The organism is Neorhizobium sp. PAMB6630, assembly GCF_058242775.1.
In genome coordinates this window covers 226951-244913 of record NZ_JBZAYV010000003.1, presented here as the reverse complement: position 1 = coordinate 244913, position 17963 = coordinate 226951, and the positions used below count along the sequence as shown (strand labels likewise).

At 61.5% G+C, this 17963-nt stretch carries 16 protein-coding genes; 14 read left to right on the top strand and 2 right to left on the bottom strand.

Annotation, left to right across the window (positions count from 1 at the left end):
• Window positions 1–2: 2 nt before the first annotated feature.
• From AC4CWF_RS26600 to bglB, 5 genes are read left to right on the top strand one after another with little or no spacing between them, the layout of a single operon-like run.
• The gene (locus tag AC4CWF_RS26600; RefSeq protein ID WP_491288004.1) at window positions 3–1055 is read left to right on the top strand and encodes an ABC transporter ATP-binding protein; all 1053 of its coding nucleotides are present in this window, start codon (window positions 3–5) and stop codon (window positions 1053–1055) included.
• Window positions 1052–2098, top strand: coding sequence for an ABC transporter ATP-binding protein (locus AC4CWF_RS26595; RefSeq protein WP_491288003.1), 1047 nt, complete (start codon window positions 1052–1054; stop codon window positions 2096–2098). Before AC4CWF_RS26600 ends, AC4CWF_RS26595 begins: the two co-directional genes overlap by 4 nt.
• On the top strand, window positions 2095–3378 hold the full coding sequence (locus AC4CWF_RS26590) for an HAD family hydrolase (RefSeq protein WP_491288001.1): 1284 nt from the start codon (window positions 2095–2097) through the stop codon (window positions 3376–3378). The genes AC4CWF_RS26595 and AC4CWF_RS26590 overlap by 4 nt, the downstream gene beginning before the upstream one ends.
• Entirely contained in the window at window positions 3375–5891 is a 2517-nt protein-coding gene (locus AC4CWF_RS26585) for a PA14 domain-containing protein (RefSeq protein WP_491287999.1), read from the top strand. Before AC4CWF_RS26590 ends, AC4CWF_RS26585 begins: the two co-directional genes overlap by 4 nt.
• A 34-nt stretch (window positions 5892–5925) precedes the next feature.
• Window positions 5926–7005: a beta-galactosidase BglB gene (gene bglB / locus AC4CWF_RS26580; protein WP_491287997.1), complete on the top strand. Its 1080-nt coding sequence runs from the start codon at window positions 5926–5928 to the stop codon at window positions 7003–7005.
• 104 nt (window positions 7006–7109) lie between these two features.
• Here bglB and iolG read toward each other — a convergent pair whose 3' ends face one another.
• A complete protein-coding gene (gene iolG, locus AC4CWF_RS26575) occupies window positions 7110–8102 on the bottom strand; it encodes an inositol 2-dehydrogenase (protein ID WP_491287995.1) in 993 nt (330 codons plus the stop codon).
• Window positions 8103–8227: 125 nt separating this feature from the next.
• On the opposite strand from iolG, the gene AC4CWF_RS26570 reads away from it, so the two are divergent.
• The 8 genes from AC4CWF_RS26570 to AC4CWF_RS26535 all read left to right on the top strand — a co-directional run bounded on the left by AC4CWF_RS26570 (window position 8228) and on the right by AC4CWF_RS26535 (window position 15710).
• Entirely contained in the window at window positions 8228–9043 is an 816-nt protein-coding gene (locus AC4CWF_RS26570) for a MurR/RpiR family transcriptional regulator (RefSeq protein WP_491287993.1), read from the top strand.
• Between the two features lie 112 nt (window positions 9044–9155).
• Window positions 9156–11078 carry a bifunctional 5-dehydro-2-deoxygluconokinase/5-dehydro-2-deoxyphosphogluconate aldolase gene (locus AC4CWF_RS26565; RefSeq protein ID WP_491287991.1) on the top strand — a complete coding sequence of 641 codons (1923 nt, stop codon included), beginning with the start codon at window positions 9156–9158 and terminating at the stop codon, window positions 11076–11078.
• Window positions 11075–12895: a 3D-(3,5/4)-trihydroxycyclohexane-1,2-dione acylhydrolase (decyclizing) gene (gene iolD, locus AC4CWF_RS26560; protein ID WP_491287989.1), complete on the top strand. Its 1821-nt coding sequence runs from the start codon at window positions 11075–11077 to the stop codon at window positions 12893–12895. Before AC4CWF_RS26565 ends, iolD begins: the two co-directional genes overlap by 4 nt.
• Window position 12896: 1 nt before the next feature.
• Window positions 12897–13796 (top strand): myo-inosose-2 dehydratase, encoded by a 900-nt coding sequence (gene iolE / locus AC4CWF_RS26555; RefSeq protein WP_491287987.1) that lies wholly within the window; start codon window positions 12897–12899, stop codon window positions 13794–13796.
• A 30-nt stretch (window positions 13797–13826) separates the two neighbouring features.
• The gene (locus AC4CWF_RS26550) at window positions 13827–14081 is read left to right on the top strand and encodes a hypothetical protein (RefSeq protein ID WP_491287985.1); all 255 of its coding nucleotides are present in this window, start codon (window positions 13827–13829) and stop codon (window positions 14079–14081) included.
• The gene (gene iolB / locus AC4CWF_RS26545; RefSeq protein ID WP_491287984.1) at window positions 14078–14887 is read left to right on the top strand and encodes a 5-deoxy-glucuronate isomerase; all 810 of its coding nucleotides are present in this window, start codon (window positions 14078–14080) and stop codon (window positions 14885–14887) included. The genes AC4CWF_RS26550 and iolB overlap by 4 nt, the downstream gene beginning before the upstream one ends.
• Window positions 14888–15124: 237 nt before the next feature.
• Window positions 15125–15421, top strand: coding sequence for a type II toxin-antitoxin system RelB/DinJ family antitoxin (locus AC4CWF_RS26540; RefSeq protein ID WP_491287982.1), 297 nt, complete (start codon window positions 15125–15127; stop codon window positions 15419–15421).
• Window positions 15408–15710: a type II toxin-antitoxin system RelE/ParE family toxin gene (locus AC4CWF_RS26535; RefSeq protein WP_491287980.1), complete on the top strand. Its 303-nt coding sequence runs from the start codon at window positions 15408–15410 to the stop codon at window positions 15708–15710. The genes AC4CWF_RS26540 and AC4CWF_RS26535 overlap by 14 nt, the downstream gene beginning before the upstream one ends.
• A 30-nt stretch (window positions 15711–15740) precedes the next feature.
• On the opposite strand, the gene AC4CWF_RS26530 is transcribed toward AC4CWF_RS26535, so the two are convergent.
• Entirely contained in the window at window positions 15741–16775 is a 1035-nt protein-coding gene (locus AC4CWF_RS26530; RefSeq protein ID WP_491287978.1) for a LacI family DNA-binding transcriptional regulator, read from the bottom strand.
• Window positions 16776–16909: 134 nt separating this feature from the next.
• Between AC4CWF_RS26530 and AC4CWF_RS26525 the strand changes: the two genes are divergently transcribed.
• Window positions 16910–17938, top strand: coding sequence for a Gfo/Idh/MocA family protein (locus AC4CWF_RS26525; RefSeq protein WP_491287977.1), 1029 nt, complete (start codon window positions 16910–16912; stop codon window positions 17936–17938).
• The last annotated feature ends 25 nt before the right edge of the window (window positions 17939–17963 follow it).

Sequence of the window (17963 nt, the reverse complement as noted above, 5' to 3'; positions counted from 1 at the left end):
TCATGACCCAGAAGAACCTGAACCTTCCACCCATGCCGCCCGAGAGGCTGCTTGAACTCGACAATGTCGGCGTGCATTTTCCCACCCGCGAAGGGCTGGTGAAGGCGGTGAACGGCGTGTCCTATCACGTCAACCGCGGCGAGGTGCTTGGCATCGTCGGCGAAAGCGGGTCTGGCAAATCGGTGACGGCCCGCTCCATCATGCGCCTGCAATCGAAGAACGCGCTCGATGCATCAGGCACGATCCGCTTTCGCCGCCAAAGCGGCGCAGAAGTGCTGATTTCCTCGGAAGACCGCCAGTCGCGCACCATGCGCCAGCTGCGCGGCGGCGAAATCGGAATGGTGTTTCAGGAGCCGATGACGGCTCTCTCTCCCGTCCACACCATCGGCACGCAGATCGCCCGCACCGTGATGCTGCACCGGAAAGTGTCGAAGGCCGAAGCCCGCGCTCAGGCGATTGCGCTTCTCACCCGCGTGCAGATGCCGCGCCCCAACGATATCGTTGACCGTTATCCGCATCATCTCTCCGGCGGCATGCGGCAGAGGGCGATGATCGCGCTCGCACTTGCCTGCGATCCGGTGCTTTTGATTGCCGACGAACCGACGACGGCGCTCGATGTGACCACAGAGGCGCAGATCCTCGAACTGCTAAAATCGCTCCAGCAGGAGCTGAACATGGCGATCGTGTTCATCACCCACAATTTTGGCGTGGTGGCTGATATCGCCGACCGCGTTGCCGTGATGTATCTCGGCCGCGTGGTGGAAACCGGCACGGTGGACGAAATCTTCTACGAGCCAAAACACCCCTATACGCAGGCGCTGCTGCAATCCATTCCGCGCCTCGGCAAGAGCCATGGCAGGCGGCTGCGGACCATTTCCGGCATGGTGCCGGACCCCTACAACGTGCCGCCCGGCTGTTCCTTCCATCCGCGCTGTCTGAAGGCGGTCGGTGGCGTCTGCAACGTCACGACGCCGGAGGACGTGGTCTTTCCGAGCGGCCAGAGGGCGCGCTGTCATTATGCCGGCGACATTGCAATTGCGGAGGCGGCCCAATGAGCACTGCAGCAAACAAGACGATGCACGACGACACGCTGATTTCGGTGCGCGGCGCCAAAAAATATTTCCCGGTGACCGAAGGCTGGTTCAACCGACAGGTCGCCACCATCAAGGCGGTGGATGACATCACCTTCGATATCAAGAAGGGGGAGACCTTCGGGCTTGTCGGCGAAAGTGGATCGGGCAAATCCTCCATCGCAAGGCTGATCCTGCGCGCCTATGACCTGACGGGCGGCGAAATCCTGTTTCGTCGGGCAAGCGGCGAGGTGATCGACATCACCACGCTTGGCGACCGTGAGATGCGTGACCTGCGCCGCGAAATGCAGATGATCTTTCAGGATCCCTATTCATCACTCAATCCGCGCATGACGCTGCTGGATCTAGTCGGCGAACCCATGGTCATCCATGGCGTCGGATCTCCAGGAGAAATTCGCGACCGGGTGGCCGAGCTTCTAGGCCTGGTGGGCTTGAGGCCTGAATATGTCACGCGTTATCCGCATGCCTTTTCCGGTGGCCAGCGCCAGCGTATCGGCATTGCCCGGGCGCTTGCGCTTAATCCGAGCTTCATTGCCGCAGACGAGGCGGTGTCGGCGCTCGATGTGTCGGTGGCGGCCCAGAACATCAACCTGATGCAGGATCTGCAGGAAAAGCTTGGCCTCACCTATCTCTTCATCACGCATGATCTCGGCATGGTCGAACACATCTCCGACCGCGTCGGTGTGATGTATCTCGGGCGGTTGATGGAAGTCGGACCAACCGATGTCCTGTTCAAGAAGCCGCTGCATCCCTACACGGAAGCGCTGCTGGCCGCCGTTCCCCAGCCCGATCCGCGCGGCAACCGCACCCGCAAGCGCGTGCCCCTGAAGGGCGAGATTGCCGATGCGATGAACATCCCGACCGGCTGCCCCTTCCATCCGCGCTGCCCTTATGCGGACGAAAAATGCCGGGCCGAAGTGCCGGCGCTGCGCGCGCTCGACAACGGCCGGCAGGTGCGCTGCCACTATGCCGAAACGCTCGATCTGGTGGGAGTGGCGGCGCAATGAACAGCATGCCTGTCCAGTCGGGGGAGCTGTCGGCGCTGGCTGTTGCGGTCGCAGATGCCGATCTGCACCTTGCCACGCGCCATCACCCGCTGCTGCGTCTCGATGCGCGTGAACCTTTCCTGCCACTGGCGGCCGGTTATGCGGTCTATCGGCAGGAGGCGCAGTCGGTGTCCTCCAAATTCCGCATCCGGCCGGTTGCCGCCTGCGTCATCGAATATGCCCTCTGGTATGACTGGGATATCCAGCATCTCTACGATCTCGAACATGTATGGGTGCATCTGGATGAAGACGGGCTTGTGGTGAAGGTGGAAGCCTCCCGCCACGGTGCCCGCCGGGTCATGCTGCGGCCGGACCGGTCGCTGCCAGTGGAAGACGGCCGGCCGGTTCTCTATGTCGAACCCGGCAAACATGCCCATTGGGCAGATGGCGAGGAGATGCAGGAAAAATCCGGCACAGTGGTGGAGGCCATGTGCGGGGCTTTTGCCGGGAGTGAGGGCATCCACCTCTCCAACCGTTTTTCCGATCGCGGCCTGATCTCGGCCACGCCGCTCGACATCCGGCTGGCACGGCTGAAGATGAAGCGCGCGGCGTTTTCGCCCTCCTTTTCCTTCGAGCGCACGGGAGACGAAGGGCAGGGGATGGCGCTTGTGCCGTGGCCGGTGCTGGAGGCCTGGATACCCGCGCGCGTCTCAAAACTTGTGAAGGCGCTGCCGGCAGAGGTGCCGTATCTGGCGGCCGTCTTCCTCGATTGCGGCGATACGCTGGCTAACGAGGCAACCGAGGAAAAAATTCCCGGCACCGAGGTGGTGGTGAAGGCAGAGCTGATCCCGGCCGCCGGCGAGGTGGTGCATCGCCTCGTGCAGAGCGGATACCGGCTGGCGCTGGTGGCCGATGGGCCGCGTGCCACGTTCGAAAACATTCTCGGCGCCCATGGTCTCTGGGATTGTTTCGAGGCGCATATCATCTCCGGTGATATCGGCGAACTGAAGCCGTCGGCAAAAATGTTTGCGGCGGCCTGCGACGCCCTGCGGCTTGGCCCGGAGGATTGCGCCCGTACCGTCATGGTCGGCAACAATCTGGAGCGCGACATTCTCGGCGCCAACCGGTTCGGCCTCATCAGCGTGTTTCTCGCCTGGTCGAAGCGGCGCAGCCACAAACACCGCCTGCGCCGCGAGCGGCCACGCCTTACCCTGTCCCATATCTGGCAATTGCCGGACCTTCTGGAGCGCATCGAGCTTTGCCTGCCGATGCCCGCCGGCAAGACGGAGATCGACGCATGAAAACCAACCTGAAAACAGAGGACGCGCCCGTCAATGGCGGCTTTGCCATAACGCCCGGCCAGTCGGTCACCGCCTGGGCGATGTCTGCGGTCAAAGCTGTCTATTATCCGGGCGAACCGGCGCTCGCCGAGGACCGGGTGAACTATCGCTTCATCAACGGTTTTGTCGATGTCGGCGATCTGCCCTGCCGGGTTGCGCTGTGGAGCGAGATCAAGACACGCACGGTTAGCCTCGAAGCCGATTTTCCGGTCGAGGGCCTGTACCTGCCGGGTTTTAACCGGCGGGTGGAATTTTCCGGTTTCTGGCACCGCCCGACGCGGCTGTCGCGCTGGCTGAAGACGCGATTGGTGCCGGAGCGCGGCGGTGATTATCGCTTTCGTCTGGCCACCTGCGGCGGTGTGCGGATCTGGGTGGATGGCGCCGAGCAGGTGGTATTCGAGCCATTCCGCCGCAACCGCGAGAGCGAGACGGAGATCACGCTGTCGCTAAAAGCCGGCGGCAGCGATGTGGTGGTGCTGACCGAGGAACTCGCCGAACGCGATGCGCTCTGGTATTTTGAACTCAGCCTTCTCGATCCGGCGGGCCTTTCTGCCGAACTGCCGATCGACGTCTCCGATGCGACGCTCACGCTCCTCAAGGATCTCGCCGTCGAAGTGCGGCCGATGCCGCTGCATGTGCGCGACGGCCACCTGACGCTGAAAGTGGAGCGCCCGGCCGCCATCGATGTCGCCGTCCACGCAAAGATCCTGCCGAGCGTGCATATGCGCACCAAGCCGCCGCTTCTGGATGTGACGGGTTTGCTGAAGGCAGGTTCAACGACGGTGAGCCTGTCCGGTGCCGAAAATCTGCCCGATGGCTACCACCCGCTATGGCTGACCTTTTCCATCGGCGATACCCGCATCGAGCGCCACATCGATTTTGCAACGCTTGCCGAACCGATGCGCGATCTTTCCGCCCTGTCGCTCGCTGACCGCAAGGCTGCGGTTCTCGAATATCTCGCCGATCACGGCGAGCAGCGCGCCGGCAAGGCAATTGCCATGATGGCGGCCGGACGGCCGGTTGATTCAGTGTTTCGCGAGATCATCGATAACACGCTTGATGCCATCGATGAACGTCGCGATTGCTCGGATTTCGTGCTCGTGCCGCTTCTCTGGCTCTACGCCGACTATCGCGACCGTCTGCCGGAGGAGATGCAGGAAAAGATCCGCCAGACCATTCTCAACTACCGCTATTGGGTGGATGAGCCGGGCAATGATGTGATGTGGTTCTGGAGCGAGAACCATGTTCTGTGCTTCCATGTGTCGCAATATCTGGCGGGACGGCTGTTTTCGCGTGCCGGCTTTCCATGCTCCGGGCGCACCGGCGCCGAACAGGAAGCGCTCGCCTTCGCGCGGCTGATGAAGTGGTTCGATAGCGTCGAGCAGCATGGTCTCGCCGAGTGGAATTCGGCGGCCTATTACCCCGTCGATTTTATCGGCCTTTTTGCGCTCGAACATCTTGGCGAAGGCGAGGTGAAGATGCGGGCGAAAAACCTCATTGATCGCCTGTTCCTGATGATCGGCCTGCACACGCTGGACGGCGTTCCCGCCGGCACCATGGGCCGCGCCTATGACAAGGAGTTGCGCGCCGGCCCGCTGACGGAACTTGCCCCCTTTGCCACCGTCGGTTTTGGCAAAGGCTGGTTCAACGATGGTGTGGCAGCCCTTCCGATGTTTGCCGCAGGCGGTTACGTGCCGCCGCAAGAGGCGGCCGCCGTGGTTTCGCCCGAACCGGGCCGGGCGCTTAGCGCCCACTATGTGCAGGGCCATGACGAGGCGGCGCGGCTGGTGCTCTACAAGAGCGCCCATGTGCAGCTCTCCTCGATGATGGATGGAAAGCCCGGCGGGCGCGGCCACCAGCAGCATGTGGTGGATGTGCGCCTTGCCGGTTCGCCCTTCGCCCGCGCCTGGATCAACCATCCCGGCGAAGACGATCCCTGGGGCCACCAGCGGCCGTCCTACTGGGCTGGCAACGGTTCCATGCCGCGTGCGGCGCAATATGAGAACGCGGCATTGCTCCTCTACGATCTCGGCGAGGAGCCGCGCATTGCCTTTACCCATGCTTATGTGGAGGCCGATGCCTTCGATCTGGTGGAGCGTCTGGACAATTGGATCGTGCTGCGCTGCGGAAAAGGGTTTGCCGCGCTGACGGCGACCAATGCCATCGAGGCCGTCACCACGGGACCGGGCGCCGGCATTGAATTTCGCGCCCCTGGCAACCGCTGCGGCTGGCTGACGCTGGTGGCGGAAGGCAGGGGGGAGGCCGCATTGTCAGCCTTCCGGCAGTACCTTTCGGCCGTGTCCCTGACGCTTGCCGGCGAAGGAGAGGCGCTTCAATTGGCGCTGAACTGCCCTGAGATACCCGCGCTTACCCTCGACTGGAACGACGGTCTTTTGGTGGAGGGCGCACCCTACACCTTCCCCAACCGCACGCTTGTGCCGCAGATCCGGCATTTCGATGCCGTGTCCTTCTGACCCCTCGACGCCATTGCCAAGACAGGACATTCCGATGCTGATGCAGCCCGAACTTCTTTCCGAAACGCTTTCCCGTGTCGCTGTCGGCCTTGCCCGGCTGAAGGGGATCAACGAGACGGTTGCCGCACCCGACGGAACCTACGATCTGCAGTTCGATGAATGGGACTGGGAAGTCGGTGTCGGCATTTACGGGCTCATCCGCCATGCGGAAGCGGTGGGCGACCGCTCGCTGATTGAGGCGATTGCCCGCTGGTATGACTGGCAGATCGGTCGGGGCCTGCCGCCGCGCCAGGTGAATTCTTCCTCGCCGATGCTGGCCCTGTCGATCCTCATCGACCATGTCGATCGCCCGGACTGGGAGGCGCTTGTGGAGGATTGGGCCGATTGGCTGGTGACCAAACTTGCCCGTACGGCAGACGGCGGTTTCCAGCATGTGGTGAAGGAACGCATGAACGACGGCGAACTGTGGGACGACACGCTGTTCATGACGTGCCTGTTTCTGGCCCGCGCCGGACAGCGTTTTGGTCGTCAGGACTGGATCGAGGAAGCGTTTTACCAGTTCCTCGTGCATGAACGGTATCTCGCCGATCCCGTCACCGGGCTGTGGTATCACGGCTGGACCTTCAACGGCCGCCACAACTTTGCCAATGCTTTCTGGGCGCGCGGCAATTCCTGGATCACCGTTGCCATTCCCGAACTGTTCGGGCTGGTCGATCATATTCCGCACCATCTGCGCATGCATTTCACCCATGTGCTGCGGGCGCAGGTGAAGACGCTGGCCGCCCACCAGCGGGATAATGGCATGTTCTGCACGCTGGTCTGCGATCCGCAGTCGCCAGAGGAAACGTCTGCCACGGCGGCCATCGCTTACGGCATCCTGCGCGGCATCGATCTCGGCCTGCTGGAGAAGGATCTGAAGCCGGTTGCGGCAAAGGCACTCGATGCGGTCATGCAACGCATTGATGAGACGGGGATTGTTCTGGAGGTGTCCGACGGCACGCCGATGGGCCATACGCTGGACTTCTATCGCCAGATCCCCAACGTGCCGGCGCCTTACGGGCAGGCACTCGTGATGCTGCTTCTGGTGCGGGCGATGGCCGAAAAAGAGGGCTGAGGCTCCCCCGTCAAGGGACGGGCGGGTTGGAGGTTTTGGTCCTCCTGAAGAGAGCGGCGCCAGCAACAGGAGCTGGCGCCGCTCTTTTTATTGGTGCGGCGATCTCAGGCGAGCGTGACGACGGTGCCAGATGTGGCGGATTTGAGCGCCGCATCGGCAAGCTTCAGCGCCAGAAGACCATCTTCTGCCGACGGCGAAGGCGCCGTGCCCTTGTCGAGGCAATCGATGAAAGCCGAGATTTCGGCGGCATAGGCCGCGATATAACGCGTCATGAAGAAATCGTGCAGCGGCGGGCGGGTATAGCCGTCCTTCGTCGCCACTTCGATGGAGACGGGACGCTGATTTTCAGCCGCAACCGAACCCAGCGAGCCATGCACTTCGATGCGCTGGTCGTAGCCATAGGTGGCGCGGCGCGAGTTGGAGATGACCGCCTGACGGCCGCTGGCGGTCGTCAGGATCAGGCTTGCGCTGTCGAAATCGCCGGCTTCGCCGATCTTCGGATCAACGAGAACGGCGGCAGACGCCATCACCGTCTTGATTTCTTCACCGAGCAGATAACGCGCCATGTCAAAGTCATGGATCGTCATGTCACGGAAAATGCCGCCGGAGACCTTGATGTATTCGACCGGGGGAGCGCCCGGATCGCGGCTGGTGATCGTCACCATCTCGACCTTACCGATGGTGCCCTTGTCGATTTCAGCGCGAACCGCCTGGAAATGCGGGTCAAAACGGCGGTTGAAGCCGAGCATGACCTTGGCGCCGGTTTCCTTGACCACATCGATGCAGGCCTGGGCGCGGGCGACATCCAGATCGATCGGCTTTTCGCAGAAGATCGCCTTTCCGGCGCGGGCGAACTTTTCGATGAGGTCCGCATGGGTGTTGGTCGGCGTGCAGATGATGACCGCGTCGACTTCAGGGTTCGCCAGAACCGCCTCGATGGTGCTGACCGCGCAGCCGGCCTCGTCGGCAATCGCCTTGGCTGCGGCTTCCATGGCATCCACCACGGCCACCAGTTTTGCACGCGGATCGGAGGCGATGGCCTTTGCATGCACCTTGCCGATACGTCCTGCCCCAAGCAGGGCCAATCTCGTCACCATGGGTTTCTCCTCCACTGAATGGTTTTCCGGCTCGGACTGCAAAGCCGACGCTCGATTTGGAATATCTGTTCCATTTTGCTAGAGTGCGGTCATATTCGTGTCAAGCGTAGAAAAAGGACGATTGCATGACAGAGGCAGGCGCGCCGGCAAGCGTGAAGGAATTCGAGGAGAGGCTGCTGGACGTTTCCGTCACCCTGCCCAAGCGGTTGAAGCAGTGCGCCGACTATGTGGCGGCCAATACGGACCGGATTGCCGTCTCCACGGTCGCCGAAATGGCCGACGGTGCGGGTGTCCAGCCGTCGGCCTTCATGCGTTTTGCCCAGATCATGGGTTTTTCCGGCTATTCGGAAATGCAAAAACTGTTTCGCGAGAGTTATGTCGGGGGCTGGCCGGATTATTCGACGCGGCTCGATCACCTGCGCGAAAAGGGCGAGGGCAGCGCCTCGCTGCTTCTGGCGGAATTTGTCGAGGCGGGCCGGTCGTCGCTCGAAAATCTGCTCAAAACCGTGGATCCGCAGGCGCTTGAGGAGGCGGTCCGCGTTCTCTCGGGCGCCAACCTCATCCATATCGTCGGTCTTCGCCGTTCGTTTCCGGTTGCAAGCTACATCGCCTATGCGTTTGAGAAAATGCAGGTGCCAGCCATGCTGCACAGCGTGGCCGGCCGGCTGGACAGTTCGAGCGCCATCCGGCCGGGTGACGCGCTTCTGGCGGTCACGTTCGCGCCCTATTCCAGCGAAACACTCGACCTTGTCGAGGCGGTGCGCGGGCGCGGCGTGCCGGTGGTGGCGCTCACCGATACGGTGGTCAATCCCCTGCGCAAGCTTGGCACGACGCTGCTCACCGTGTCGGAGGTGGATTTTGGCGCCTTCCGCTCCCTGTCTGCCACGCTCTGTCTTGCCATTGCGCTTTCGGTTGCCGTCGGCACGCAGCGCTCAGTCTGAATATTCGTATTGAAATCTCAAAAAATAGAATTTATGGTCCAAAAATAAGATCCGGTCCGGGAGAGACCGAGCCAGTCACCGCATCCCTCGGGTGCGGTTTGAGGAGGATAACGTGAAGCCACTCGACCTGATCACCATCGGACGTTCGTCCGTGGACCTTTACGGCGCGCAGGTGGGCGGCCGTCTGGAGGACATGTCCTCCTTCAACAAATATATCGGGGGATCGCCGACGAATATCGCGGCAGGCGCTGCGCGTCTCGGCTTGAAGAGCGCGCTCATCACCCGCGTCGGGGCCGAGCATATGGGCCGCTTCATCCGTGAGCAGCTTGTGCGCGAAGGCGTGGACGTGCGCGGCGTGGTGACCGATCCGGAACGGCTGACGGCGCTGGTGCTTCTCGGCATCCGCGACGAAAACCAGTTTCCGCTGATCTTTTACCGCGAAAACTGTGCGGACATGGCGCTCTGCGAAGACGATATCGATCCGGCCTTCGTGGCCGAAGCGCGCTGCGTCACGGTGACCGGCACCCATCTGTCGCATCCGCGCACGGAAGCGGCCGTGATGAAAGCGCTGAAGCTGGCGCGCGAAAACGGTGCGCAGACGGCGCTTGATATCGATTATCGCCCCAATCTCTGGGGTCTTGCCGGCCATGAGGCGGGCGAAAGCCGCTTTATCGAATCCGCCAAGGTGACGGAAAAGCTGCAGGGCACGCTGCATCTGTTCGACCTCATCGTCGGCACCGAAGAGGAATTCCACATCGCCGGCGGCTCCACCGATACGCTGGAGGCGCTTCGCGCCGTGCGCAAGGTGTCGAAGGCCGCTCTGGTCTGCAAGCGCGGGCCGATGGGGGCTGCCGTTTTCGAAGGCGAGATCCCTGACAGCCTCGACAAGGGCCAGACGGGCCCCGGCTTCCCCATCGAGGTTTTCAACGTGCTGGGTGCCGGCGACGGTTTCATGGCAGGCTTGCTGAAAGGTTGGTTGACGGGCGAGGACTGGCCGACGACGCTGAAGTTCGCCAATGCCTGCGGTGCCTTTGCCGTCTCGCGCCACGGCTGCACGCCCGCCTATCCCAGCTGGGAAGAGCTGCAATATTTCTTCAGGACCGGCATTCAGAACAAGGCGCTGCGCAAGGACGCAGCACTGGAGCAGGTGCATTGGTCCACCAACCGCAAGGGTGACTGGTCGACCATGCGCGTCTTTGCATTCGACCACCGCATGCAGCTGGAAGCGATGGCGGAAGAGGCCGGCGTTGCAACCGACAAGATCGGCGCCTTCAAGAAACTCTGCCTTCAGGCCGCAACGACCGTTGCGGATGGCCAAAAAGGTTATGGCATTCTCTGCGATAGCAGGCTTGGAAAAGAAGCGCTTTATGCGGCGGCCGGCACCGGTCTCTGGATCGGCCGTCCTGCTGAATGGCCGGGCTCGCGCCCGCTGACGCTGGAGCCCGAACTGGGTCTCGATTGCGGCGGGCTTGGCGAATGGGCCGCCGAGCATGTGGTGAAAGTCTTGTGCTTCTATCATCCCGATGATACCGCCGAGATGAAGAAGGACCACGAAGATACGGTAAAACGCCTGTTTGAGGCAGCGCGCCGTAACAGGCTGGAATTCCTTCTTGAAGTGATCCCCTCGAAGGTCGGCCCGGTGGATGACGATACGACGGCCAAGATCATCGACCGCTTCTACGAGATCGGTGTTTATCCCGACTGGTGGAAACTGGAGCCGATGAAAACGACGGCCGCCTGGGCCAATGCATGTGCTGCGGTGGAGCGTCATGACGCCTACACACGCGGCATCGTGGTGCTCGGTCTCGATGCGCCGCAGGCCGAGCTTGAGGAAAGCTTTGCGCTTGCGGCCGGTTTCGATCTGGTCAAAGGTTTTGCCGTTGGGCGCACCATCTTTGGGGATGCCGCCCGCAAGTGGCTGGCTGGCAAGATCAGTGACGCGGACGCCATCGATGATATGGTGGCCCGCTACAAGAGCCTCTGCGCGATCTGGGATGGAGCGCGTGTAAAGGCCGTTCAGGGAGGACAGGCATGAAAACGATCCGTTTGACGGCAGCACAGGCGATGGTGCGTTACCTCGCCAACCAGCTGAACGAGGATGGCGTTCCCTATATCGCCGGCGTCTGGGCGATTTTTGGCCACGGCAATGTCGCCGGCATCGGCGAGGCGCTTTACGGCATTCGGGAGGAATTGCAGACCTTTCGCGGCCAGAACGAGCAGTCGATGGCCCATGCGGCGATTGCCTATGCCAAGCAGCTTGGCCGTCGCCGTGCGATGGCTGTGACCTCTTCGATCGGCCCCGGCGCCTTGAACATGGTCACGGCGGCAGCGCTCGCCCATGTCAACCGCCTGCCGGTTCTCTTCATTCCAGGCGATGTGTTTGCCAATCGCGGACCCGATCCCGTTCTCCAGCAGATCGAGGATTTTGGCGACGGCACGGTTTCGGCAAACGATTGCTTCAAGCCGGTCAGCCGGTATTTTGACCGCATCATGCGCCCCGAGCAGCTTTTGACGGCATTGCCGCGCGCATTCCGCACGCTGACGGATCCTGCCGATTGTGGCCCTGTCACGCTTGCCTTCTGCCAGGATGTTCAGGCGGAAGCCTATGATTATCCGGAAAGTTTTTTCGAGAAAAAGACTTGGCGCTTCCGTCGTCCTGAACCGGATTTTTCGGAATTCGAAGCAGCGGTTGCCGCGCTGAAAGCCGCGAAAAACCCTGTCATCGTCGCCGGCGGCGGCGTGCATTTTGCCGGTGCGACGGACACGCTAAAAACCTTTGTCGAGAAACACAAAATTCCGGTTGTCGAAACGCAGGCCGGCAAGTCGGCGCTTGCCTGGGATCACGCCTATAATTTCGGTCCTGTCGGGGTGACCGGCTGCGAAAGCGCCAATATCGTCTCGGAAAAGGCGGATCTGGTGCTCGGCATCGGCACGCGCTTCCAGGATTTCACCACCGGTTCCTGGGCGCTGTTCAAGAACCCGAACCGCAAGATTCTGGCGCTCAACGTGCAGGCTTACGACAGCGCCAAGCATGATGCCATTCCGCTGGTGGCCGATGCCAGGGTCGGGCTCGAAAAGCTCTCGGCAGCGCTTGGCGATCATGCCTTTGGTGAACCGGATGCGGGCCTCAAGGCCAGCTGGTTTGCCAAGGCTGATGCCGTGACCGCTGCACCCACGGATGCCAACACGCTGCCGACCGACATGCAGGTGATCGGCGCCGTGCAGCGCGCCTCACGCGACAACACGGTCGTCATGTGCGCGGCCGGCACCATGCCCGGCGAGTTGCACCAGCTGTGGAAGGCCAAGCTGCCGCTGTCCTATCACATGGAATATGGCTTCTCCTGCATGGGGTATGAGATCGCCGGTGGCCTTGGCATCAAGATGGCCGAGCCCGAGCGCGACGTGATCGTCATGGTTGGCGACGGCTCCTACATGATGATGAATTCGGAGCTGGCGACAGCGGTCGGCATGGGCGTGAAGATCACGCTCGTCATCACCGATAACAGGGGTTACGGCTGCATCAACCGGCTGCAGATGGGCACCGGTGGTGCCGAGTTCAACAATCTCTACGCCCATTCGAATGTCAGCCCCATCGGCATTGATTTTGCAGCCCACGCCGCCGCGATGGGCGCGAAGTCGTACAAAGTGTCCTCGATTGCCGAGCTTGAAACAGCGCTCGATGCCGCCCGCGCGGCAACCGAGACAACCGTGATCGTCATCGATACCGATCCCTATCCGACGCCGGATGCCGGCGGGTACTGGTGGGATGTCGCGGTGCCGGAAGTTTCGGAAAGACAAGAAGTCACAAACGCCCGCGCCGCTTATGAAGCCGCGCTCAAGGAAAGACAGTAAGATGGTTCTGTTTGGCACCAATCCCATTGCCTGGTCGAACGATGACGACCGCACGCTCGGCGCCCATATCAGCCTGGAGCAGTGCCTGGACGAGACCGCCAAGATCGGTTTCGACGGCATCGAAAAGGGCCACAAGCTGCCGACCGATGCGGCAGGCCTCACATCGGTTCTCGAACCGCGCGGCCTGAAGTTTGTCTCCGGCTGGCATTCGCTGAACCTCTTGACCAACACGATCGAAGAGGAAAAGGCTGCCATGCAGCCTTTCCTCGATGTGCTGAAGGCCATGGGCTGCAAGGTCATCATCGTCTGCGAAACTTCAAATGCCATTCATGGCGCCGATGATACGGCACTTGTCGACCGGCCGACGCTTAGCCCGGCCGACTGGGAAAAGTTCGGCGCGGGCGTCGAGGCTCTGGCTGAATATTCGGCATCACAGGGCATTTCGTTGGTCTACCACCACCACATGGGAACGGTCGTCGAGAGCGAAGCGGAAATCGATCTGCTGATGCAGCACACCGGCCCGCATGCCAAGCTGCTGCTCGATACCGGCCATTGCTATTTCGGCGGCGGTAACCCTGAAGCGGTGGCCAAGAAGTATATGAACCGCGTTGGCCATATCCATGCCAAGAACGTGCGCCCGGTGATTGCCGAGCAGGTGCGTGGCGAAAAGCTGTCGTTTCTGGAAGGCGTGCGTCGTGGCGTGTTCACCGTTCCCGGCGATGCCGAAGGTGGCGTGGATTTCCCGCCGGTTCTCAAGATTGCCGCAGAGCACGGTTATGCTGGCTGGGTGGTCATCGAAGCCGAGCAGGATCCGGATGTGCGCAATCCCTTTGAATACCAGAGCCTGGGGTTGAAATCGCTGAAGGCTATGGCCAAGGATGCGGGCCTGATTTCTGCCTGAACCCGCGTCTTGACCTAAAGGAACGACCTTTTGAAATTTCTCGATCCCCACCATCCGTTTTTCAAGCCTCTCTGGCGGCGTATCCTCACGGCTGCGCTGCCGATAGCCTGGGGTGGGGTCGAGCTTTACAACGGCTCAACCGGCTGGGGCATGCTGTTTCTCGCAGCCGGCGCCTATGCGGCTTACGAGCTGCTGATCATGTATGACCGGACCATGGCGAAGGCAGCCGCCGAACAGGCGGCCAAGGACGCCGCCCGGGACGCCACAAAGGGAGATGAGGAATGAGCGATCTGCTGCGCAAGCCCACGGGGAAAACCGGCAAGGTACATGACATCACACCGGAAAGCGCCAACTGGGGTTATGTCGGTTTTGGTCTCTATCACCTGAAGCCCGGCGAAAGCGCTGCCGAACAGACCGGCGAGACGGAGGTGATCCTCGTTCTCGTTGAAGGCAAGGCCGAGATTTCCGGCGGCGGCAAGACGTTTGGCGAGCTTGGCGACCGCATGAACGTGTTCGAAAAAAAGCCGCCGCATTGCGTTTATATACCGGCCGGCGCCGACTGGTCTGCGACCGCGACGACCGATTGCACGCTCGCCATCTGCACGGCGCCAGCCAAGCCCGGCCGCGAGGCCGCCATCATCGGGCCAGCCGGCATTGCGCTCACCGAACGCGGCAAGGGCGCCAACACCCGCCACATCTTTCCGATTGCCATGGAAGAGCGTGATGTCGCCGACAGCCTGCTCGTGACGGAAGTCTTTACCCCCTCAGGCAACTGGTCCTCCTATCCGCCGCATCGGCATGACGAGGACAATTTCCCCGACATGACCTATCTGGAAGAGACCTATTATCACCGCCTGAACCCCGACCAGGGCTTTGGTTTCCAGCGCGTCTTCACCGAAGACGGTTCGCTGGATGAGACGATGGCGGTGTCTTCCGGTGATGTGGTGCTGGTGCCGAAGGGGCATCATCCCTGCGGCGCACCGTATGGCTACGAGATGTATTACCTGAACGTCATGGCCGGGCCGATGCGCAAGTGGCGCTTTGCAAACCACCCGGACCATGACTGGATTTTCAAACGCGACAACCCCTGACAGCCTGTCCGATAATTCCCTCTGGCGGGCTGCAAATGGCGATTTCTGCTTGTCCGGTGCTCACGTACTTCTAAGTACGCTCCGCTCCGGTTCTCGAAATCACCATTTTCGCCTCGTCAGCGAGAATTCTTGAACAGGCTTGAAGGCTTCTTCTTGGCCATTCACTAAACGGTGCAGGGGCTTGATTGTCTCTCAATTGAGAGACATATTGACCCTTCCCAAGAGTGGAGAGGCCCGATGAGCAAGACGGCGATGTTGCATATCCGCGTGGATGAAACGCTGAAGGCCGAGGCTGCCGAAAAGCTTGCAAGCTTTGGCCTGACGGTGTCGGATGCCGTGCGCATCCTGTTAACACGCGTGGCGAAGGAAGGCGGGCTTCCAGCCGGGTTGACGGCCGATCCGGAGGCCTATGACCGATGGTTCCGCGCCAAGGTGCAGGAAGCGCTGGACGACAACCGTCCGCCCGTGGCGCATCAGGATGTGATGGACGACATGCAGGCCCTCATCGACAGGAAGCGCCGTGCCCGTTCTTGAATGGCGCCAGACTGCCCGCAGCGACCTCTTTTCCCTCATCGATTACATCTCCGACCATAACCCGGATGCGGCGCAGCTGCTGAAGGACGAGATCGAGACGAAGGTACGGCATCTGCTGGCGCATCCGAAATCCTGCCGGATGGGCCGTGTTTCCGGCACCCGCGAGATGGTGGTGCGCTCCAATTACATCGTGATCTATGCCGAGGATGATCGGGCCGTGACCATCCTGCGCGTTCTGCACGCCGCCCAGCAATGGCCGCCGGCACCGGATGCAGAGGATGACGGCTGAGGGGATGTGCGCCGGCTTCTGGTCTTGGCCTTACGCTGACAGTGGGGTGCCGTCGCTTTCGCCTTCGATCAGTGTCATCGGCCAGAGCTGGCGTTTCGCCGCATAGGGATAATGCTGCGCAAAGGCCGGCATGGTGGCGAGAAGGCTTTCGGCCATGGCAATGCCCAGTTCGCGCAGCGCCGGTTTGAAGCAGGTGAGGCGGGGCGTCAGGAACTGTGCAAGCGGGCTATACTGGCCGATCACCGCCACATCCCGGCCGGGTTTTAAGCCAGCCTCTTCCAACCCGCGATAAAACCCGATCACCGTTGCCTCGTTGACCAGCACCATGGCCGACGGGCGGTCAGCGCTTTCGATCAGGGACCGCGCCAACTGGTAGCCGCCCGTTTCGTTCGGGCTGGAGCGGAACACATGCGCCTGATCGAGAAACAGGCCGTGGTGCTTCAGACGAGCGCGGCAGCGATCTTCGAAAATCGGCCCGAGATTGATATCGCCATGGGGACGGCTGATTGCGATTTTCCGGTGACCACGCGCCACCAGACGATCGATGGCGGTATCGGCCATGCCTTCGAAATCGAGGTCGTACCACGGCTGGCCGACGTCGCTCTGGCTTCGACCAAGCGTGATGAAAGGAATTTTCGCTTTTGAGAGCGTGCCGAAGCGATGATCCTTGATGCGGGTGGCCGACAGCATGATGCCATCGGCAAAACCACGTGCCACGATGCGCTTCATATAAGCATCCGGATCTTCTTCCGATGAGCAGAGGAGGGCGACCAGATCGAGCTTGTGGCGCGCAAGAACCGTCTGCACGCCGTCAAACACGGTCATGAAGAAGGCATCACCCTGTCCGGTGATTTCATGGCCGGTCTGCATCATGAAGCCGATAATGCCGGTTGCGCCCTTGCGCAGCGAGCGGCCGGCCTGGTTTGCCACATAACCGAGGGCTTCGGCTGCTTCCAGCACGCGCCGGCGCGTTTCCTCGTTCACATCAGGCTTGCCATTCAGCGCCCGCGAAACCGTCCCGATGGAAATGTCGAGATGGTCTGCAAGCTGGCGGATGCCTTTCATGAACGGTGATCTCCCGGTTCCGTGATCGTTTACGAAAAATCTATTGACACAGGACAGGACCTGTTACTAGGATCGTAAACGTTTACGGAGTGTTGCGGAAGAGGAGTTTCGCAATAGCCGCCGGGAGGATTGCAGTGACATATAATGCCGTTTTATGCGGGTGCGGAGCCATGGCCAAAGGCTGGCTGCGGGCGCTTGACGCAACGCCGGAGCTGAAGGACGCGGTGCGTCTCGTAGGCCTCGTCGATCTCGACATCGGAACCGCCCGGGCACTGGCCGAGGAGTTCGGGTTGCACGACATCGCCATCGGCGCCGACCTTGATGCCATGCTGGCAGATGTCCGTCCCGATATCCTGTTTGACGTCGTGGTGCCGGCAGCGCGTGCGGGCGTGGTGGAAACCGGGCTTTCGCACGGATGCCATGTGCTGAGCGAAAAGCCGCTCGCCGCCTCCATGGACGAGGCAAAACATCTGGTCGCGCTTGCCGAAAAGGCCGGAAAAATTCACGCCGTGGTGCAGAACCGTCGTTTCATCTCCGGCATAAGGCGGCTGCGCCGCGCCGTGGAAGAGGGGCTGATCGGCGAGCTGACCGCCATTCATTGCGATTTCTTTCTCGCTCCGCATTTCGGCGGTTTTCGCGAAGCAATGCAGAATGTGCTTTTGCTCGACATGGCGATCCACACTTTCGATGCGGCCCGCTTTGTCTCGGGCAAGGTGCCGCTTTCGGTCTATTGTGTTGAGACCAATCCCTCCGGCTCCTGGTATGCGCATGGCGCGGCGGCAAGCGCCATCTTCCGCCTCTCGGGCGATGCACTGTTTACCTATCGCGGCTCCTGGTGCGCGGAAGGTCGCCGCACCAGCTGGGAAAGCGCCTGGCGGCTTGTGGGCTCCAAGGGTATGCTGACCTGGGACGGCGAAGACACGTTTGAGGCAACCCTTGCGGGCAGCGAGCCGGGCCTTCTTTCAGGCTTTGCAACGGTTGCCGTGCCGGACGTGCCGAGCGAAGCGCAGATCCATGGCCATGCCAGCGTGCTTGCCGATTTTCTCACCGCCATCCGCGACGGGCGTGCGCCGGAAACCGCAAGCGCCGACAATATCAAGAGCCTTGCCATGGTGTTCGGCGCCATCGAAAGCGCCCGCACCGGTTTGCCCGTCCACTTCTAACGCTTAACGATAGGGAACCGATCCC